This is a genomic window from Streptomyces sp. NBC_00203, assembly GCF_045206325.1.
GTDB classification, from domain to species: Bacteria; Actinomycetota; Actinomycetes; order Streptomycetales; family Streptomycetaceae; genus Streptomyces; species Streptomyces lutosisoli.
Window position 1 is genome coordinate 2,164,015 of record NZ_CP108126.1, and the last position, 16,003, is coordinate 2,180,017.

Annotated in this window: 16 protein-coding genes; 7 read left to right on the plus strand and 9 right to left on the minus strand. The window is 70.5% G+C overall.

What is annotated here, in order from left to right; translation table 11 throughout:
- Window positions 1-2: 2 nt before the first annotated feature.
- Window positions 3-2,795, minus strand: a complete 2,793-nt coding sequence (locus tag OG975_RS10010; protein ID WP_406328785.1) for a penicillin acylase family protein — start codon at window positions 2,793-2,795, stop codon at window positions 3-5.
- A 287-nt stretch (window positions 2,796-3,082) separates the two neighbouring features.
- Between OG975_RS10010 and OG975_RS10015 the strand changes: the two genes are divergently transcribed.
- On the plus strand, window positions 3,083-3,688 hold the full coding sequence (locus tag OG975_RS10015) for a hypothetical protein (RefSeq protein WP_381264698.1): 606 nt from the start codon (window positions 3,083-3,085) through the stop codon (window positions 3,686-3,688).
- A gap of 261 nt (window positions 3,689-3,949) precedes the next feature.
- Entirely contained in the window at window positions 3,950-4,678 is a 729-nt protein-coding gene (locus OG975_RS10020; protein WP_406328786.1) for a 3-keto-5-aminohexanoate cleavage protein, read from the plus strand.
- Here the strand turns inward: OG975_RS10020 and OG975_RS10025 are convergent.
- On the minus strand, window positions 4,624-5,358 hold the full coding sequence (locus tag OG975_RS10025) for a hypothetical protein (RefSeq protein ID WP_406328787.1): 735 nt from the start codon (window positions 5,356-5,358) through the stop codon (window positions 4,624-4,626). The two genes, OG975_RS10020 and OG975_RS10025, sit on opposite strands and share 55 nt — an antisense overlap.
- A 151-nt stretch (window positions 5,359-5,509) precedes the next feature.
- On the opposite strand from OG975_RS10025, the gene OG975_RS10030 reads away from it, so the two are divergent.
- Window positions 5,510-6,580 (plus strand): RNA ligase (ATP), encoded by a 1,071-nt coding sequence (locus OG975_RS10030; RefSeq protein WP_406328788.1) that lies wholly within the window; start codon window positions 5,510-5,512, stop codon window positions 6,578-6,580.
- Window positions 6,581-6,607: 27 nt separating this feature from the next.
- On the opposite strand, the gene soxR is transcribed toward OG975_RS10030, so the two are convergent.
- Entirely contained in the window at window positions 6,608-7,141 is a 534-nt protein-coding gene (soxR, locus tag OG975_RS10035) for a redox-sensitive transcriptional activator SoxR (RefSeq protein ID WP_406328789.1), read from the minus strand.
- A gap of 106 nt (window positions 7,142-7,247) precedes the next feature.
- Between soxR and OG975_RS10040 the strand changes: the two genes are divergently transcribed.
- Entirely contained in the window at window positions 7,248-7,709 is a 462-nt protein-coding gene (locus OG975_RS10040; protein WP_406328790.1) for a MaoC family dehydratase, read from the plus strand.
- 40 nt (window positions 7,710-7,749) lie between these two features.
- On the opposite strand, the gene OG975_RS10045 is transcribed toward OG975_RS10040, so the two are convergent.
- The 3 genes from OG975_RS10045 to OG975_RS10055 all read right to left on the minus strand — a co-directional run bounded on the left by OG975_RS10045 (window position 7,750) and on the right by OG975_RS10055 (window position 9,992).
- Entirely contained in the window at window positions 7,750-8,376 is a 627-nt protein-coding gene (locus OG975_RS10045) for a TetR/AcrR family transcriptional regulator (protein WP_406328791.1), read from the minus strand.
- A 95-nt stretch (window positions 8,377-8,471) separates the two neighbouring features.
- A complete protein-coding gene (locus tag OG975_RS10050) occupies window positions 8,472-8,726 on the minus strand; it encodes a YiaA/YiaB family inner membrane protein (RefSeq protein WP_327427551.1) in 255 nt (84 codons plus the stop codon).
- Between the two features lie 114 nt (window positions 8,727-8,840).
- Window positions 8,841-9,992, minus strand: coding sequence for an acyl-CoA dehydrogenase family protein (locus OG975_RS10055; protein WP_406328792.1), 1,152 nt, complete (start codon window positions 9,990-9,992; stop codon window positions 8,841-8,843).
- A gap of 139 nt (window positions 9,993-10,131) precedes the next feature.
- On the opposite strand from OG975_RS10055, the gene OG975_RS10060 reads away from it, so the two are divergent.
- The 3 genes from OG975_RS10060 (at window position 10,132) to OG975_RS10070 (ending at window position 12,859) form a co-directional block, all read left to right on the plus strand.
- Entirely contained in the window at window positions 10,132-10,773 is a 642-nt protein-coding gene (locus OG975_RS10060; protein WP_406328793.1) for a TetR/AcrR family transcriptional regulator, read from the plus strand.
- 273 nt (window positions 10,774-11,046) lie between these two features.
- On the plus strand, window positions 11,047-11,760 hold the full coding sequence (locus OG975_RS10065) for an ArsR/SmtB family transcription factor (RefSeq protein WP_406328794.1): 714 nt from the start codon (window positions 11,047-11,049) through the stop codon (window positions 11,758-11,760).
- A 118-nt stretch (window positions 11,761-11,878) separates the two neighbouring features.
- Window positions 11,879-12,859: a DMT family transporter gene (locus OG975_RS10070; RefSeq protein WP_406336225.1), complete on the plus strand. Its 981-nt coding sequence runs from the start codon at window positions 11,879-11,881 to the stop codon at window positions 12,857-12,859.
- Window positions 12,860-12,865: 6 nt separating this feature from the next.
- Here the strand turns inward: OG975_RS10070 and OG975_RS10075 are convergent, their stop codons facing one another.
- From OG975_RS10075 to OG975_RS10085, 3 genes are all read right to left on the minus strand, one after another.
- On the minus strand, window positions 12,866-13,954 hold the full coding sequence (locus OG975_RS10075; RefSeq protein ID WP_406328795.1) for a Zn-dependent alcohol dehydrogenase: 1,089 nt from the start codon (window positions 13,952-13,954) through the stop codon (window positions 12,866-12,868).
- A gap of 11 nt (window positions 13,955-13,965) precedes the next feature.
- Window positions 13,966-15,354: an aldehyde dehydrogenase family protein gene (locus tag OG975_RS10080; RefSeq protein WP_406328796.1), complete on the minus strand. Its 1,389-nt coding sequence runs from the start codon at window positions 15,352-15,354 to the stop codon at window positions 13,966-13,968.
- Between the two features lie 161 nt (window positions 15,355-15,515).
- Window positions 15,516-15,995 carry a DUF3574 domain-containing protein gene (locus OG975_RS10085; RefSeq protein ID WP_406328797.1) on the minus strand — a complete coding sequence of 160 codons (480 nt, stop codon included), beginning with the start codon at window positions 15,993-15,995 and terminating at the stop codon, window positions 15,516-15,518.
- Between the last annotated feature and the right edge of the window lie 8 nt (window positions 15,996-16,003).

Here is a 16,003-nt window from a genome sequence, read left to right on the forward strand (position 1 = left end):
GTCTAACGGTGTGAGGTGTACTCGACCACCTGCTGATACGTCGGCCGGTTCTGCCAGGTGATCTTGCCGTGCTTGATGCCGCCGAGCGTCCGCTGGACGATCGAGTCGGCGCACCACTGGTCACCGGCCGAGCACTGGTCGTCGCCGGGGTAGACGTCGGACGCGGTCTTGCCGGCCGCCTCCTTGAGCGTGCTGATCAGGGCGTCCCGGCAGGCGCTGAGGCTGCCGGAGCCGCAGTACTTCTGCGAGAGTCCGCCCTGTACCGACTCCCCCAGCACCGCCCGGATGTCCTTGTCGACATAGCTCCACCAGCCGTACTGGAAGGAGCTTCCGGCGTGCGAGCCGGTCGGGCCGTGCGCCGCCGACGGCGACTCGTCGATGGGGAGGTTGTTGCCGAGCGCGGTGTACAGGTCGCTGCCGAGCCCCGGCTGGAACTCCGCCTTCACCAGCAGCGGCCACCAGGCGTCCAGGATGCGGATCGCGTCGGCGTTGGCGTACGTGTGCGAACCGGACGAGGTCTCCGTGCGCTTGGCGCCCGCCGTCACCCACGCGGACAGCTTGCTGACCGCCGCCGCGGCCGTGGAGTCCGTGACCGTCGAGCTGTTGACGACCTTCAGCAGGTCCGGCAGCACGTCCTCGGCCCGCAGGTCGGCGAGCGCCGCGTCGGCCATGGCCTTCACCAGCGCCGACCTGGTCACACCGCCCGCGGCGACCAGCTTCTTGACCCGGTCCTCCAGGAGGTTGCCGCGGTGTACCGAGCCGTCACCCCAGGAGGCCGTCGTGTAGTCCTTGGCCTGCTTGTTGTTCCAGGAGATGTAGTAGTCCTGGTCGACGGAGTTGGGGTGGGCGGACGCCGCGGTGTAGGTGGCGGTGTTCGTCGCCGGGTTCCAGCCCTGCCACTCGTACGCCGCCCGCGCCCACACCGGGAACTCGGCGTCGACACCGGTGGCACGCACCGGGTTGTCGCCGCTGTTGTAGTACGCGGTGTGCGTCGAGTCGGCATAGAACCAGTTGAAGGTGTAGTTGATGTGCTGCACCGCGCTCTGGAAGGTCGCCGGGCTCTTCACGTAGTCCGGGTCGTTGAGCATCTGGAAGCCGATGATCGAGTCGGCCTCGTGCATGAAGGAGGAGCGCAGGGTGGTGTACGCGACCTTCTTGCCGCCGACCGTCGCGCGGTACTCCACCGGGCCGTACTTCGTCCGGTAGACCTGCATCCGGTACGAGCCCGCCGCGGTGCCGTCGGCGGTGGTCGGCTTCCAGGAGTTGGTCTGCTCGATCTTGTCCATGGCCGTGCAGGTGCCGTGGTAGAGGTAGTGGTAGTCGTCCTGGCACAGCTCGACGGCGTACGTGTCGATGATGTCCTGGCCGGAGGTCGTCGCGCTCCAGGAGTAGTCCTGGCCGCGGCCGAGTTCGACGTACATGCTCAAGCCCGCGAACGAGGCGCCGCGGGCGCTGAGGCCCGGGCCCTGGATCTCCTGGAGCATGAGCAGCTGTGGCGCGAAATAGCCGGTCTGCGGGCCGAAGACGGCGATCGGGTGACCGCTGGCGGTGTACTTGCCGCTCACCACGAGGGCGTTGGACATACCGCGCTTGGCCGAGGTGAGGGATGTGGTGGCCGCCGTGGTCGAGGCGCTGGTGGCCGTGGAGGTGGCCGCGCTGCCGGTGCGGTCGTAGACCAGCTGCTCCTGGGTCACCGAACCGGCGTCGGGCAGTGCCTCGCCCTGCGGGCTGTCCGGCTTGGTCGCGTAGGGGAAGCTCTCGCCGTTGTGGACGGTGAGCGCCGCTTCCGCGTCGTTGCGCTCGCGGAAGGACTCCCAGAGCTTGGTGCCCTCGGTCACGCCGTACTTGGACTGGGCGGCGAGGAGCGAGATGGCGTTGTTGACCTCGCCGCCGCCTCCGGAGCCGAAGAGCGCGCCGATGACGGAGGCCAGCGCGACCAGGTCGGTGAGCTTGAAGTGGTCGATGGTGCCGGCGTTGGTGACGGAGTCCTTGTGGCCGGTCAGGACGTACTCGCCAGGGAAGTAACGGCCGCTGTCGGAGGCGTCGATGTAGGCGTTGATGCCGTCGATGTAGGCGTTGGCGTCGGCGAGGGCCTGCGTGCCGCGGGCGCCGGCATTGGCGGTGGCGTTGTCGATCTGGGCCTGCAGATCGGCTTCGGTGTAGGGCGCGTTGCGCCAGAACTCCTGCTCCAGGCCCTGGTTGGAGGCCGCGCCACCCGCGAAGGTGGTCAGCTGGCCGCGTCCGACGTGCCGGAAGACGTCCATCAGCCACAGCCGGTCCTGGGCCGCGGCGTACCCGGCGCCGTACTCGGTGCCGTAGCGGGTGGTGCCGGTGATGTGCGGGACGCCCGTCTTCTTGTCGCGGACGATCGTCACGTCACTGCGGCCGCCGGGCTGGGTGGTCGAGGCTACCTGGTCCGAAGCGACCCCGAAGGAGGCGTCGTTGAAGAAGGTGTTGATCTTGGCGTCGGTGAGCGTGGAGTAGCCCGAGGGCAGGTTGCCGTAGGGGGCGAGCTGGTCCTCCGCGTGATCCGGCTGGGTGCCGAAGGCCTGGTTGAGGAGGATCTGGGCGAGGGTCGCGTTGCCGTTCTCGCCGGGCGGGAGGATGTCGGAACACTGGCCGCCGCAGTAGTCGTTCGCGGCGGCCGCGGTGGAGGTGTCGGCGGCCGCGGCCTGGGTGAGCGGCGACAGAAGACCGGCGAGGAGCACGCAGATGGATGCGGCCTTGAGGAACTTGGGGAATCTTCGGGGAGTTCTCAGTCTGTCGAGCGTGGTGCGTGGGATGCGCCGAGGCATGGCAGCTCCTACCGACGGGGGTGAGCCGGACGTTACCGCCGGTATCCCCGGGATTGAAGATGAACATGCGTCAGTTTTTGGGATTCATCGCAGTCGGACAGCGCCGTCGACAGGCGGCTGACAGCAGCGGGAGGTAGGCCGGGATGGGCTCGGCGGGTGGCTTATGGCGGTCATCGAAAAATGGATGGAGCCGAATCGCTTGTCGATACGTCTATTCGGCGACGTCCGTACGAATCGACGCCGAAGTGACCGAAGTTCAGGTGCAGGTGTGACGGAGGTGCAGGGCGATGGCCGGTTTCCGGAGTCTGGCGAGACAGGTGCGAGATCCGAGGAGCGATCTGGCACTGCGGCGCTATTCACTGCGCAAGTGCCTTGAGAGGTTCGCCCCTTACGGGCATCGGGCGACCTGGGACCATCTGTGCTCCCGGGCCGGGTTCGGTCCCGAGGACCGTTCCCCCGATCCAGCGCGGCTCGTGGCCGCACTGGACGAGCTGGAGGAGGCCCGCTCCGTCTGGCTCGCCTACGAGGTCGAGTTCGCGCAGCGTCGCAAGAAGGAAAAGCACGACGGGCTGCGCAGGCCGGGCAGTGTCGACGACTGGCACCGGCTGACCTGGGGCGGCTTCGGGGTCGCGTGGTGCGACGACCCGAGGATCCACCCCCATGAACCACTGGCCGAGGTGCTGCGCAGGCTGATCGCCGCGCTGGAGCGGGAGCCGGGCTCGGTCTGCCCGGTGTGCTCCGGGGAGCGCCTCATCTGGAAGTACGACCTGGCCCATGAACCGTCTTCGGGTCCGGTGTGCACGAGCTGCGGAATTGTTGTCCCGCGGCCCGTTCTGACGCCCGAAGCGCTGGCGGAGTCCAGGCGCGGCCGGCTGCTTCTTGCCTCTGCGTGAGCGCTCCGCTGGGTTGAGCGGTGCCGGGTGCTGGGCGGTGCTGGGTGCTGGGTGCTGAGCGGCGCTGAGTGCGGGAACTGCGGGTGAGTCGTCCGCTGCGGGTTGTTCGTGGCTGGGCGCGCAGTTCCCCGCGCCCCTTACGGGGCGCTGTCTGAGGCCGGGTTATTGGTGGCTGGGCGCGCCCACCCGGCGGAGCCGGAAAATGTCACAGCCCCGCGCCCCTTACGGGGCGCTGTCAGTGGCGGCTGGCAGTATCCAGGCATGGTGCAGGTGTGTTTGAACGGGAGCCGGGGAGCCGGTGACGGTGCTGTCGTGCCGATGTCGCCCGGGGCGATGGCGCAGTCCGCGGCCGAGGCTGTCGCGGCCGGGGCCTCGGACATTCATGTCCATCCCAGAACCCCCTGTGGGCAGGACACGTTGTCGCCGAAGGCGGTCGCGGCGACGCTCGAAGCGATACGGGCACGGGTCGGCGTTCCGATCGGCGTGACCACCGGCGCGTGGGCCGAGCCGGACCCCGCCGCCCGGGTCGCGTACGTCCGTTCCTGGACCGTCCTGCCCGATCACGCCTCGGTCAACTGGCATGAGCCGGGAGCGGAAGAGGTCGCCACCGCGCTCCTCGACCGCGGGATCGGCGTGGAGGCGGGTATCTGGTCCGGCACGGACGGCGCCGCCCGGTTCGCGGCATCGCCGCTCGGGCCGCGGGTGCTGCGGGTCCTGGCGGAGGTCACGGACACCTCCCCCGAGACGGCCGAGCAGTCGGCCCGCGCCCTGCTCACCGACCTCGGCACCACCTACGGCCGCCCTGTTCTGCTGCACGGCGAAGAGGGCGGCGCCTGGCCGGTGTTGAGACTCGCGGGACGGCTGGGGCTCGCCATACGTATCGGCCTGGAGGACACGCTCGTACTCCCGGACGGGGAACGGGCACTGTCCAACGGTCAACTGGTGGCGGAGGGGTTGGTCCAGTACGGGTGGGCCCAGCGCTCGTCGTAGGGGAGGGCGAGAAGTTCGGCGCGAAAGGCGAGGTCGGGCTCGCCCTGGGCGCGGAGGCGGTCGGCGGCATGGCGGGACAGCCAGTCCTTGAGCTCGGCGACGGCCTCGTCCTCTCCGTCGGGCCCCCACCAGGAGAAGGGTGAGCAGTCGCTGATCAGGTCGTAGATCCAGTCGTCCGCGCACTGCACAAGGTGGGTCTCGGCCGACGGCTGCCGGTGCCATGCGGCGAGGAAGGGGGTCACGGTCCCGGCGATCGCGATGCAGGTCTCGAAGACGTTCTTGACGGGGTACGGCGGTCGCGGCATCGAGAGGACGTCCTGCCACCAGGCATGGAGGAAAGTGTCGATGGCCCGGGCCTGATCGGCGGGCCAGGAGCGCCAGTTCACCCAGATGAGCCCGTGGGCTCCGCGGGAGGGTCCGCCGAGACTCCCGTCGGCCATCGCCCGCGCCGCCTGCGGCAGGAGCCGGCGCATTGCCGCGGCGTGGTCGTCGAAGTGGTCGGAGACCTTGTACACGAACCGGTCCAGCACGTCCAACGGCATGCGTATGTCCGGAGTGCGCAGGAACGCGGTCTCCTCGGGCAGGTGACAGCGCTCGCAACCGACCTCGTCCGGGCTGGCGAAGCCGTGGAAGACCGTGTCGATGTCCGCGAGGGCGGCCTCAAGGGCGGCTGAGGTCATGGGAGTCGGTCCCGTCAGGACTCCGTGCCGCGCGTCGTCGCCGCGGGCCGAAGATCCCGACGCTACCAGCCACTAATCCGCTCGCTCCACCCCATTCCCGTCAGGACAGTTGGGGGCGATGAAACCCAGCTGAGGAACCCGAGGAGTGCCGATGTCGACGCTGCGCGTCACCGCCGAAGTGCTGACCGTCCACGAGCATCCGAACGCCGACGCGCTCGAACTGGCCCAGGTGGGCCTGTACCGGGCCGTCGTCGCCAAGGGCGCCTACCGCACCGGCGAGCGGGCCGTCTACATCCCGGAGCAGTCCGTGCTCCCGGCCGGGCTGATCGAGGAGCTGGGTCTGACCGGGCGGCTCGCGGGTAGCAAGTCGGACCGGGTCAGGGCCGTACGGCTGCGCGGTGAGCTGTCTCAGGGGATCGTGTGCCGCCCGAAGGCTCTGGCGGACGTCGATCTGGCGCAGGCCGCCGAGGACGGCACGGACTTCGCCGAAGTGCTCGGCATCGTCAAGTGGGTGCCGCCGATCCCGCCCACGATGAGCGGCGAGGTCGAGTCCGCCCCCGATCTGCTGCCCTGGGTCGACATCGAGAACATCCAGCGCTACCCGGACATCTTCACCCCCGGCGAGCCCGTCGTCCTGACCGAGAAGCTGCACGGCTCGGCCTGTCTGCTGACGTACGTCGCCGGCGAGGGCGGCCGCGTACACGTCTCGTCGAAGGGCTTCGGCGCCAAGTCCCTCGCGCTGAAGGAGGACCCGCGCAATCTGTACTGGCGGGCCGTCCACGGCCACGGGGTCGCGAAGGCCGCGGCGCGGATCGCCGAGCGGCTGGGCGCCCGCCGGGTCGGGATCTTCGGCGAGGTGTACGGAGCGGGCGTGCAGGACCTGTCGTACGGCGCCGACGGCCGCCGCCAGACGCTCGGTTACGCCGTGTTCGACGTGTCCGCGGAGATCGACGGCGAGGTCCGATGGCTGGACCCGGCAGCATTGCTGGAGGGCGAACTCCCGCTGGTGCCACGGCTGTACGAGGGCCCGTACGACATCGAGCGCGTCCTGGAGGTCGCCTCGGGCCGGGAGACCGTCTCCGGCCGCGAGCTGCATCTGCGCGAGGGCGTCGTCATCCGCCCGGCAACCGAGCGGTACAGCCCGGTGACGGGCGGCCGGGCGATAGCCAAGGCGGTCAGCCCGGCCTATCTGACGCGGAAGGGCGGCACGGAGTTCGAGTAGTGGGGCATACGGAGCCCGGGGCGCCGTTCAGCGGCAGTCCTCGGGCTCCTTCTGGCCGGCGGCGGGAGCGGCGGTGTCGCTCCTGGCCGCGCTGCCGGTGGCGCGCGCGCGTTCCACCATGAGCCGGGAGCCGGTCAGGCGTTCGCCGAAGGCGTCGTCCGGGTTGGACAGGACACAGTTCTCCAGGGACAGACACCCGCAGCCGATGCAGTCGGTCAGGTGATCCCGCAGCCTGCCCAACTGCTTGATGCGCTCGTCGAGTTCGGAACGCCAGGCCTCCGAGAGTCGGGCCCAGTCCTCGCGCGTCGGGGTGCGCTCCTCGGGAAGCTCGGCGAGGGCCTCGCGGATGGTCGCGAGCGGGATGCCGACGCGTTGCGCGGCACGGACGAAGGCGACCCGGCGCAGTGCGTCGCGGTGGTAGCGGCGCTGGTTTCCCGTGGTGCGGCGGCTGCTGATGAGGCCCTTGGACTCGTAGAAGTGCAGGGCGGAGACGGCGGCGCCGCTGCGGGCCGACAGCTGGCCGACGGTCAGCTCGTGGATCTTCTCAGGGATCTGGGGCACCCCTCCAACCCTACCTACTTCGTCACACGCCCGGTCCGTTGACATGCGCTCCGCGTCCGACCATGCTAAGCAGTCGCTTAGGCATGGAGATATGGGAGGCCAGGACATGGCAGAGCCGAGGACGTTCGCGACGGTCGACGAGCTGCGCAGCGCCGTGGGCGAGCAGTTGGGGTACACCGACTGGGTCGAGATCGAGCAGAAGCGGATCGACCTCTTCGCCGAGGCGACCGGCGATCACCAGTGGATCCACGTGGACCCCGAGAAGGCCGCGGCGGGCCCCTTCGGCACGACGATCGCGCACGGCTATCTCACCCTGTCGCTGCTCCCGCTCTTCGGCCCGCAGCTGATCAAGGTCGAGGGCGTGAAGATGGGCGTCAACTACGGGACGAACAAGGTCCGCTTCCCCGCCCCCGTGCCGGTCGGCTCGCGGCTGCGCGCCACCGCGCAGATCACGGGCGTCGACGACGTTCCCGGTGGCGTACAGGTGTCCGTGGCCTTCAGCGTGGAGCGCGAGGGCGGCGACAAGCCGGTGTGCGTCGCGGAGTCGGTGTCGCGGTACTACCTCTGATCGAGGCCCGGCCCGGGCCCCCGCTCGGACCCGGTCGGGACTACTGCTTGGCCCCGACCATCCGCAACACGAGGTCGGCGTAGAGCGCGCCGACCTCGTCGGGGGTGCGAGGGCCCTCGACGTTGAACCAGCGGGCCACGTCGATGCACAGCGACAGCACGGCGAGGGTGGTGCCCGGTACGTCCGGCACGTCGAAGTCGCCCGCCGCCACGCCGTCCTGGATGATCCCGCGTACCTCGGCGTCGACCTGGCGGCGCAGGGCGAGGATCTCGGCGCGGGCGTCCGGGCCGAGCGAGTCCAGTTCGTACTGCACGACCCGTGCGGTGGTGCGCCCGCCGGCGTGCCAGCGGACGAAGGAGCTCACGGCGTCGGCAAGGCGTTCGGTCGGGCTGCCGTCCCTCTGGGCGGCCGTCTGCAGGATTTCCAGTGCCTTTTCGTGGCCGATCCTGCTGATCCGGTGAAGCAGCTCTTCCTTGGTCTTGTAGTGGATGTAGAGCGCGGCCGGGCTCATGCCCGCCCGGCCTGCGATGTCCCGGGTCGTCGTCGCGTGGTATCCGCGCTCGGCGAAGGCCTCCACGGCGGCGACGAGCAGCCGCCGGGCCGCGTCCGGGGTGACCTCGGCCCACGGCTGCATATCGCCGCCGGCCGTCTCCTCCGCCGTACTCATCGCTGTTCGCCCCTTCTCCACTGCCAGGGTGAACACCATACCCCCGAACCTGAGCGGGCGCTTAGAGTGCCCGCTCAGCACGGCTCGAAACTCGCTCAGAGCTTCTCGAAGGGGTCGTACACCCGCCCGCCGGGCCGGCCCGCGTCCTGACGGTCGCGGATCACCTTGGCCAGCGTGAAGGACGAGGTCACCAAGTAGAGGACGGCGATGGCCAGAAAGGCTCGTACCCAGGCGTCCGCCTGAAGTTTGAAGATGCCGAGGGCGGTCGCGGCCATGGCGACCGAGAAAGAGGCCACGGCCTGACCGTAGAAGGCGGCCGTGTTCTGCTGCTTGACCGGTGTCTCACTCATGGGACAAGGATCGGCGGATGTGGCAGCGGCCACATCCGCCGAAATACTCAGGCACGTACTCAGTCACCGAGCCACCCAGTCACCCAGTCACCCAGCGACTCGGCACGAGGTCCCTCAGAACGCCGAAACCCCCGTCAGCGCCCGCCCTATGACCAGCTTCTGGATCTGGCTGGTGCCCTCGTAGAGGGTCATCACGCGGGCGTCGCGCAGCAGCTTCCCCGCCGGGTACTCGTCGATGTAGCCGTAGCCGCCGAAGACCTGGAGGGCGTTGTTCGCGGCGCGCACGGCGGCCTCGGAGGCGAAGAGCTTGGCCTTCGAGGACTCCGTGGTGAACGGCAGCCCCCGGTCGATGAGATCGGCGACCCGCCAGGTCAGCAGCCGCGCCGCGTCCACATCGACGGCGATGTCGCTGATCAGCTCCTGTACGAGCTGGTGGTGCGCGATGGTCTTCCCGAACTGCTCGCGCTGGGTCGCGTACGCCACCGCCGCGTCCAGTGCCGCCTGGGCGATGCCGACACAGCCCGCGGCCACGGACATCCGCCCCTTGGCGAGCGCGGACATGGCCACGGCGAACCCCTTGCCCTCGGGCGCCATCATGGCGCTCGCGGGCACCCGTACGTCCTCGAAGACCAGCTCGGCGGTGGCCTGTCCGCGCAGACCGAGCTTGCCGTGGATGGTGCGGCGGGACAGCCCCGGGGTGTCCGTCGGAACGAGGAAGGCGGAGACGCCCTTGTGGCCCGGCGCGTCGGTCGACCGGGCAAAGAGCAGCACGACATCGGCCCAGGTGCCGTTCGTGATGAACATCTTGGTGCCGTTGATGACGTAGTCGTCGTCGTCGCGCACGGCCTTGGTCGACAGTTGGCCCGCGTCCGAGCCGGTGCCGGGTTCGGTGAGCCCGAAGCAGCCGACGTGCTCGCCGGAGGTCAGCCCCGGCAGCCACCGGCGCTTCTGCTCCTCGCTCCCCCAGTACGCGATCGACTTGGCGACCAGCCCCAGCGAGACGGAGACGATCCCGCGTACGGAGGAGTCGCCACGGCCCAGTTCCTCCGTGACCAGGCAGTAGGCGAGGTGGTCGCCGCCACTGCCGCCGTACTCCTCGTCGACGGTGAGCCCGAGGAAGCCGACCTCTCCGAGCTTCTTCACGATGGACCGGTCGACTTCCTCGGCGCGGTCCCACTCGATGACGTGGGGGGCGATCTCGCGGGCCACGAAGTCCTTGGCGAGCTGCCGGACGGCGGTCTGCTCCTCGCTGAGCTCCAGGTTCATGCCGAGTCACCCCACAGATAGACGGACTGTGGCTTTCGAAGCCGTACAGGGAAGGGCCGTACAGGGAAAGCCGTACAAGGAAAGCTGTACATTTAAATTAGCACTGCTAGTTTCTGTATGCAGCCCTACTATGTGCGCCATGGCCCGACCGCGCAAGCCCCTCCTCAGCACCGACCGCATCGTCGAGGCAGCACGGGCGCTGGTGGACGCCGAGGGCCTGCCGGCCGTCTCGACGCGTCGGCTCGCGGCCGAGCTGGGGGTGAGCGGGCCGTCCCTCTACAACCACTTCCGCACCAAGGACCAGATCCTGGAGGCGGTGGCGGACTCGGTCAGCGCGCAGGTCGATCTGTCGATGTTCGAGGACGGCCGGGAGTGGCGTACCGCCCTGCACGACTGGGCCGTCTCCTACCGGGCGGCCCTGCGCGACCACCCGAACATCGTCCCCGTCCTCGCCCGCGGGCCCGGGCGGCGGCCGGCCGGGCTCCGGCTCGCCGACGCGGTGTTCGGGGCGATGGTCGATGCGGGGTGGCCGGCGGCCCAGGCCACGTCGATCGGTGCGCTGATGCGGTACTTCATCATGGGCTCGGCGCTCGGTTCGTTCGCCGGGGGGTTCGTGGACGACGAGAGCGCGTACGATCCGGCCGACTATCCCCACCTCGGGCAGGCCCATCTCCTTGCCGAGCAGCAGGAGAAGATCGACGAGCGGGCGTTTGAGACGGGGCTCAGTGCGTTGCTGGACGGGTTGGCCGTGCAGTACGCGCAGGTGACTCGGGGGGACTGAGGGCTTCTTTCGCCCCCGCCGCCCCTACCCGTCCCATCCCGTTTCTGGGGGCTGCGCCCCCAGACCCCCGCTAAAAGATTGCGCAGTTCCCCGCGCCCCTAAAAGGGGCGCGGGGAACTGCGCAATCTTTTAGGCGCGCCCCCACCCACCCGCAGCCGAAACACAACCGAACGGGGTCGAAGGGGCGGAGCCCCTGGGGATGGGACGGGTAGGGGCGGCGGGGGCGAGAACCGTTCGGTGTGTGCCGAAGCGTTCGTGTCGCATGCTGAGGACATGACGAGGCCGAAGGATCCGGTGGGACCAGGACTGGCGGCATTGGCCGGGCTGATGGCGGACGAGACGCGGGCCGGGTTTCTGCTGGTTTTGCTCGACGGGCGGGCCTGGACCGCCGGGGAACTCGCCCGGCACGCCGGAGTCGCACCGTCCACCACAAGCGAACACCTCGGCAAACTCGTCGCAGGCGGACTGCTCAGCGAGGAACGGCAAGGACGCCACCGCTACGTACGCCTCGCGAACGCCCGCGTCGCCCAGCTCGTCGAAGACCTCGCCGCCCACGTCGGACCGAACACGACCGAACCCCCGCGCACCCTCCGGGAGTCCAGCGCCGGATCCGCGATGGCCCGTGGCCGCACCTGTTACGACCACCTCGCCGGACGCCTCGGCATCGCCCTCACCGACGCCCTGACCGACCGGGGCCTGCTCCGCCAGGACACCGGATTCGCCCTCACGGACGCCGGACTGAGGTGGTTCGACACCGCGGGAATCGGCCTCGACCGTACCGGCCGCCGCCCCCTCACCCGCGCCTGCCTCGACTGGACCGAACGCCGCCCCCACCTCGCGGGCACCGCCGGCGCGGCGCTGTGCCGGCACGCCCTGGACGCGCACTGGTGCGTACGCATCGGCTCGGAGCGGGCGGTCAAGGTCACCCCCGAGGGCGAACGCGCCTTCGCGGAACTGCTCGGCATCGAGGCGACGGCACTGCGCTGATCGCCTGACCGTCTGATCGACCCGGACTTCGGCTCCCCGCCCACCACCACCACCACCACCACGGCGTCCGAAATCCGCTAGTGCCTGCCCCCGCGCCCCACCTAGCCTCAGGAGCATGATGAACACGCCCCGCCCCACGTCACCCACCCGTCGAGCGCAGCTGCTCGCCGCGGGCGCGGCGACCGTCACCGTCGTGCTGTGGGCCTCCGCCTTCGTATCGATCCGGAGCGCGGGTGCCGCGTACTCGCCGGGTGCGCTGGCACTGGGGCGGCTGCTGGCGGGAGCCGTAGCGCTCGGGGCCGTGTGCCTCGTACGGAGAGAGGGGTGGCCGCCGCGCGCGGCCTGGCGCGGGATCGCCATATCCGGGCTGCTGTGGTTCGGCTTCTACATGGTCGTCCTCAACTGGGGCGAGCAGCAGGTGGACGCCGGCACGGCGGCGCTGGTGGTGAACACCGGTCCGATCCTCATCGCCCTGCTCGGCTCCCGACTGCTCGGTGACGCGATGCCGCCGCGGCTACTGGCGGGCATGGCGGTGTCGTTCGCCGGGGCCGTCGCCGTGGGTCTTTCGATGTCCGGCGACGGCGGCTCCTCGGTCCTCGGGGTCGTGCTGTGCCTGCTCGCCGCCGTGGGCTACGCGGCCGGAGTCGTCGCGCAGAAGCCGGCGCTCGGCCGGGCGAGCGCGCTCCAGGTGACGACGTTCGGCTGTCTGGTCGGGGCGGTCGTGTGTCTGCCCTTCGCCGGGCATCTCGTCCAGGACGCGGCCGACGCGCCCGTCTCCGCCACCCTCAACATGCTCTACCTCGGTGTCTTCCCGACCGCGCTGGCGTTCACGACCTGGGCCTACGCCCTGGCCCGCACCACCGCGAGCCGCATGGGCGCGACCACGTACGCGGTGCCCGCCCTGGTGGTGCTGATGTCCTGGCTGTTCCTCGACGAGGTGCCGGGGCTGCTCACCCTGGCGGGCGGGGTGCTGTGCCTGGCGGGTGTGGCGGTGTCCCGCTCGCGTCCCCGCGCCGGCACGGGTTCCGGCAACGGGAAGGCTGCGGCCCCGGAGCGCACTCCGGAGCCGCGGCCCGAGCCCGAGCGCGAACAGGCCTGACGCGGACTAGAAGACGACCAGGGCGCGCCCGCCCTTGCCCGCGATCATGTTCTCGAAGGCCGCCGGGATGCCGTCGAGGGCGATCCGGTCGGTGACCAGGCCGCCGAGGTCGAGGCGGCCGGCGCGGATGTGCTCGGCCAGCACCGGAAGGTCCCGCGCCGGGTCGGAGTTGCCGTACACGCAGCCCGAGAGCGTCCGCCCCCAGTGGAAGATCTCCAGCGCGTTGAAGGTGACCTGCTGGTCCTTGCCGCCGATGCCGACGACCGTGGTGCGGCCGCCGCGCCGGGTGGAGTCCCAGGCGGTGCGGATGGTCACGGCGCGGCCCACGCACTCGACGGCGACGTCGACGCCCTGCTTGCCGGTGAGGGCGCGGATCTCGCGTGCGGTGGTGTCGGAGGCGACGACGTAGTCGGTCGCGCCGGCGCCGCGCGCGAGCGATTCCTTCTCGGGTGAGACGTCGACCGCGACGATCTTCGACGCACCCGCGATCCGGGCGGCCTGGAGGGCGGCGAGTCCGACCCCGCCGACTCCGAACACCGCTACGGTCTCGCCGGGTTGGAGCTTCGCCGAGTGATGGACCGCGCCGTATCCGGTCAGGACCGCGCAGCCGAGCAGCGCGGCGTCGGCGAGGGGTACGCCGTCCGGTACGGGGAGGACGCATCCGGCGGCCACGACGGTCTCCTCGGCGAACGCGGCGACGTTCAGGCCGGGGTGGAGGTCGCTCCCGTCGGAGGCGCGGTGTGCGTACACGTTCGCCGCGCCGGTCAGCGCGTTGGCGCACAGCCAGACCTCGCCTAGCGAGCAGGCATGGCAACTGCCACATGAGGGCGCCCAGTTGAGGATGACTCCGTCGCCGGACGCGACATGCGTGACGCCCTCGCCGACGGCGACGACGGTGCCGGCGCCCTCGTGTCCCAGGACGGCGGGAACGGGCACCCGCATGGTGCCGTCGGAGAGGGAAAGGTCGGAGTGGCAGACGCCCGCGGCGGCCAGTCGGACCCGGACCTGGCCGGGGCCGGGCTCCGGCAGGTCGATCTCGGCGATCTCCAACGGAGCGCCCACGGCGGGAAGTACTGCGGCGCGAACCACGTGCATGCTCCTAGGCTCTAGAACTGGAGGGACTTGGTCTGGAGGTACTCGGACAGCCCGTGCGAACCCAGCTCGCGCCCCACACCCGACTGCTTGTAACCCCCGAACGGGGCAAGGGGGTTGAAGCGTCCGCCGTTGATGTCGACCTGCCCGGTGTCGAGCCGCCGCGCGAAGGCGACCGCCTCGGCCTCGTCGCCCGCCCACACGGCGCCCGCGAGCCCGTACACCGTGCCGTTGGCGATCCGCAGGGCGTCCGCCTCGTCCTCGTACCGGATGATCGACAGCACCGGCCCGAAGATCTCCTCCTGAGCGATCGTCATCTCCGGCGTGACGTCGGCGAAGACGGTCGGGCTGACGAAGTACCCCTGCTCGCGCGGTGATTCGGGGCCGCCGGCGACGAGCCGGGCGCCCTCCGTGACGCCCTTGTCGATATAACTCCGCACCCGGGCCTGCTGCTTGGCGCTGACGACCGGGCCGATGCGATCGCCGTACTTCTCCGCGGCGGCCGCGGCCAGCTCGACCGCCTCGTCGTACCGCGCGCTGTGCACCAGCATGCGTGTCCAGGCGCTGCACGTCTGGCCGGAGTTGGACATCACGTTGGCGACGCCGACGCCCACGGCCTTGGCGAGGTCGGCGCTCGGCAGGATGACGTTGGCGGACTTGCCGCCGAGTTCCAGGGCGACCCGCTTGACCGCGGCGCCCGCGGTCGCGCCGATGCGCTTGCCCACCGCCGTGGAGCCGGTGAAGGAGACCAGGTCCACGTCCGGGTGTTCGGCGAGGGCCTGGCCGGCGACCGGGCCGAGGCCGGTGACGAGGTTGAAGACACCGGCCGGAATGCCCGCCTCGGCCACCGTCTCGGCGAAGAGCTGGGCGGTGAGCGGGGTGTCCTCGGCGGGCTTCAGCACCACCGTGCAGCCCGCCGCGAGCGCCGGGGCGACCTTGGCGACGATCTGGTGCAGCGGGTAGTTCCAGGGCGTGATCGCGCCGACAACCCCGACGGGCTCCTGGTAGACGGTCGAGTTGCCGACCCTCTCCTCGAAGGCGTACGTCGCCGCCAGTTCGGCGTACGAGCCGGCGACCGCGATCGGCACGCCCGCGTGCACCGCCTGCGAGAACGGCAGCGGGGAGCCGAGTTCGGCGGTGACGGTCTCTGCGATCTCGTCCTTGCGGGCCACGAGGATGTCCCGGAGGGCGGCCAGGCGCGCGGCCCGTTCGGCCGGCGTGGTCGCGGCCCAGGCCGGGAAGGCGGCACGTGCGGCCCGTACGGCGGCGTCGACGTCCTCCGCGGTGCCGGCCGGAACCCGGCCGATCACCTGCTCGTCGACCGGGTTCACGACCTCGATCGTGTCCGTGCCGGCGGCGGGGCGCCAGGCTCCGTCGATGTACATGCCGTCATGTGCCTTCATCGTGTTCCTCCCGGGCGGGGCCGCGTCGTCCGCACCCTAAACTAGCGATGATAGTTTTCAGGCGCCAGAGGGACCCGGCCGGATCGGACCGGATCGGATCAGACCGGACCGAGCCGGAACAGGCCGGGCTCGGCCCCCAGGGCATCCTCGGCCCGTGCGGCTCAGAAGTCGACCCTCGTCCGGTCGTCCACCCTGGCCACGGACTCCTGGGCGAACTCCTTCTCGAAAGCGGTCCGGATCTCCTCGATCTTCCGGTCGCTCGCGCCCGCCCGGGCCACCGGATACAGCAGGATCAGCTCGTACGACCGCTCGCGCTCGATCGCGCCGTGCGCGTCCCGCCACTGCCCGCGCCCGTTCTGCACGGTGAGCCCGTCGGGGAAGTCCGGCGTCACCTCCTTGTCGATGAACGCCATGAACTGCCGGTCGGTGACGGCCGGGCCACCGTCGGGCCGTTCGGTGCCGAAGAAGAGCCGGCTCTCGATGTACGGCTCGCCGCGGAGCGCCGTCCGCGGCTTGGAGTCGTGCTGGGGATCGTGCTGGGGGCCGTCGAACAGGGCGTACGCGGTCGGGGCGCCGGCGGCGAGCAGGGCCGTGGCGGTGGCGGCGAGCAGACGGACGCGGGTGCTGCTGTGCAGGGTCATGAGCGCCT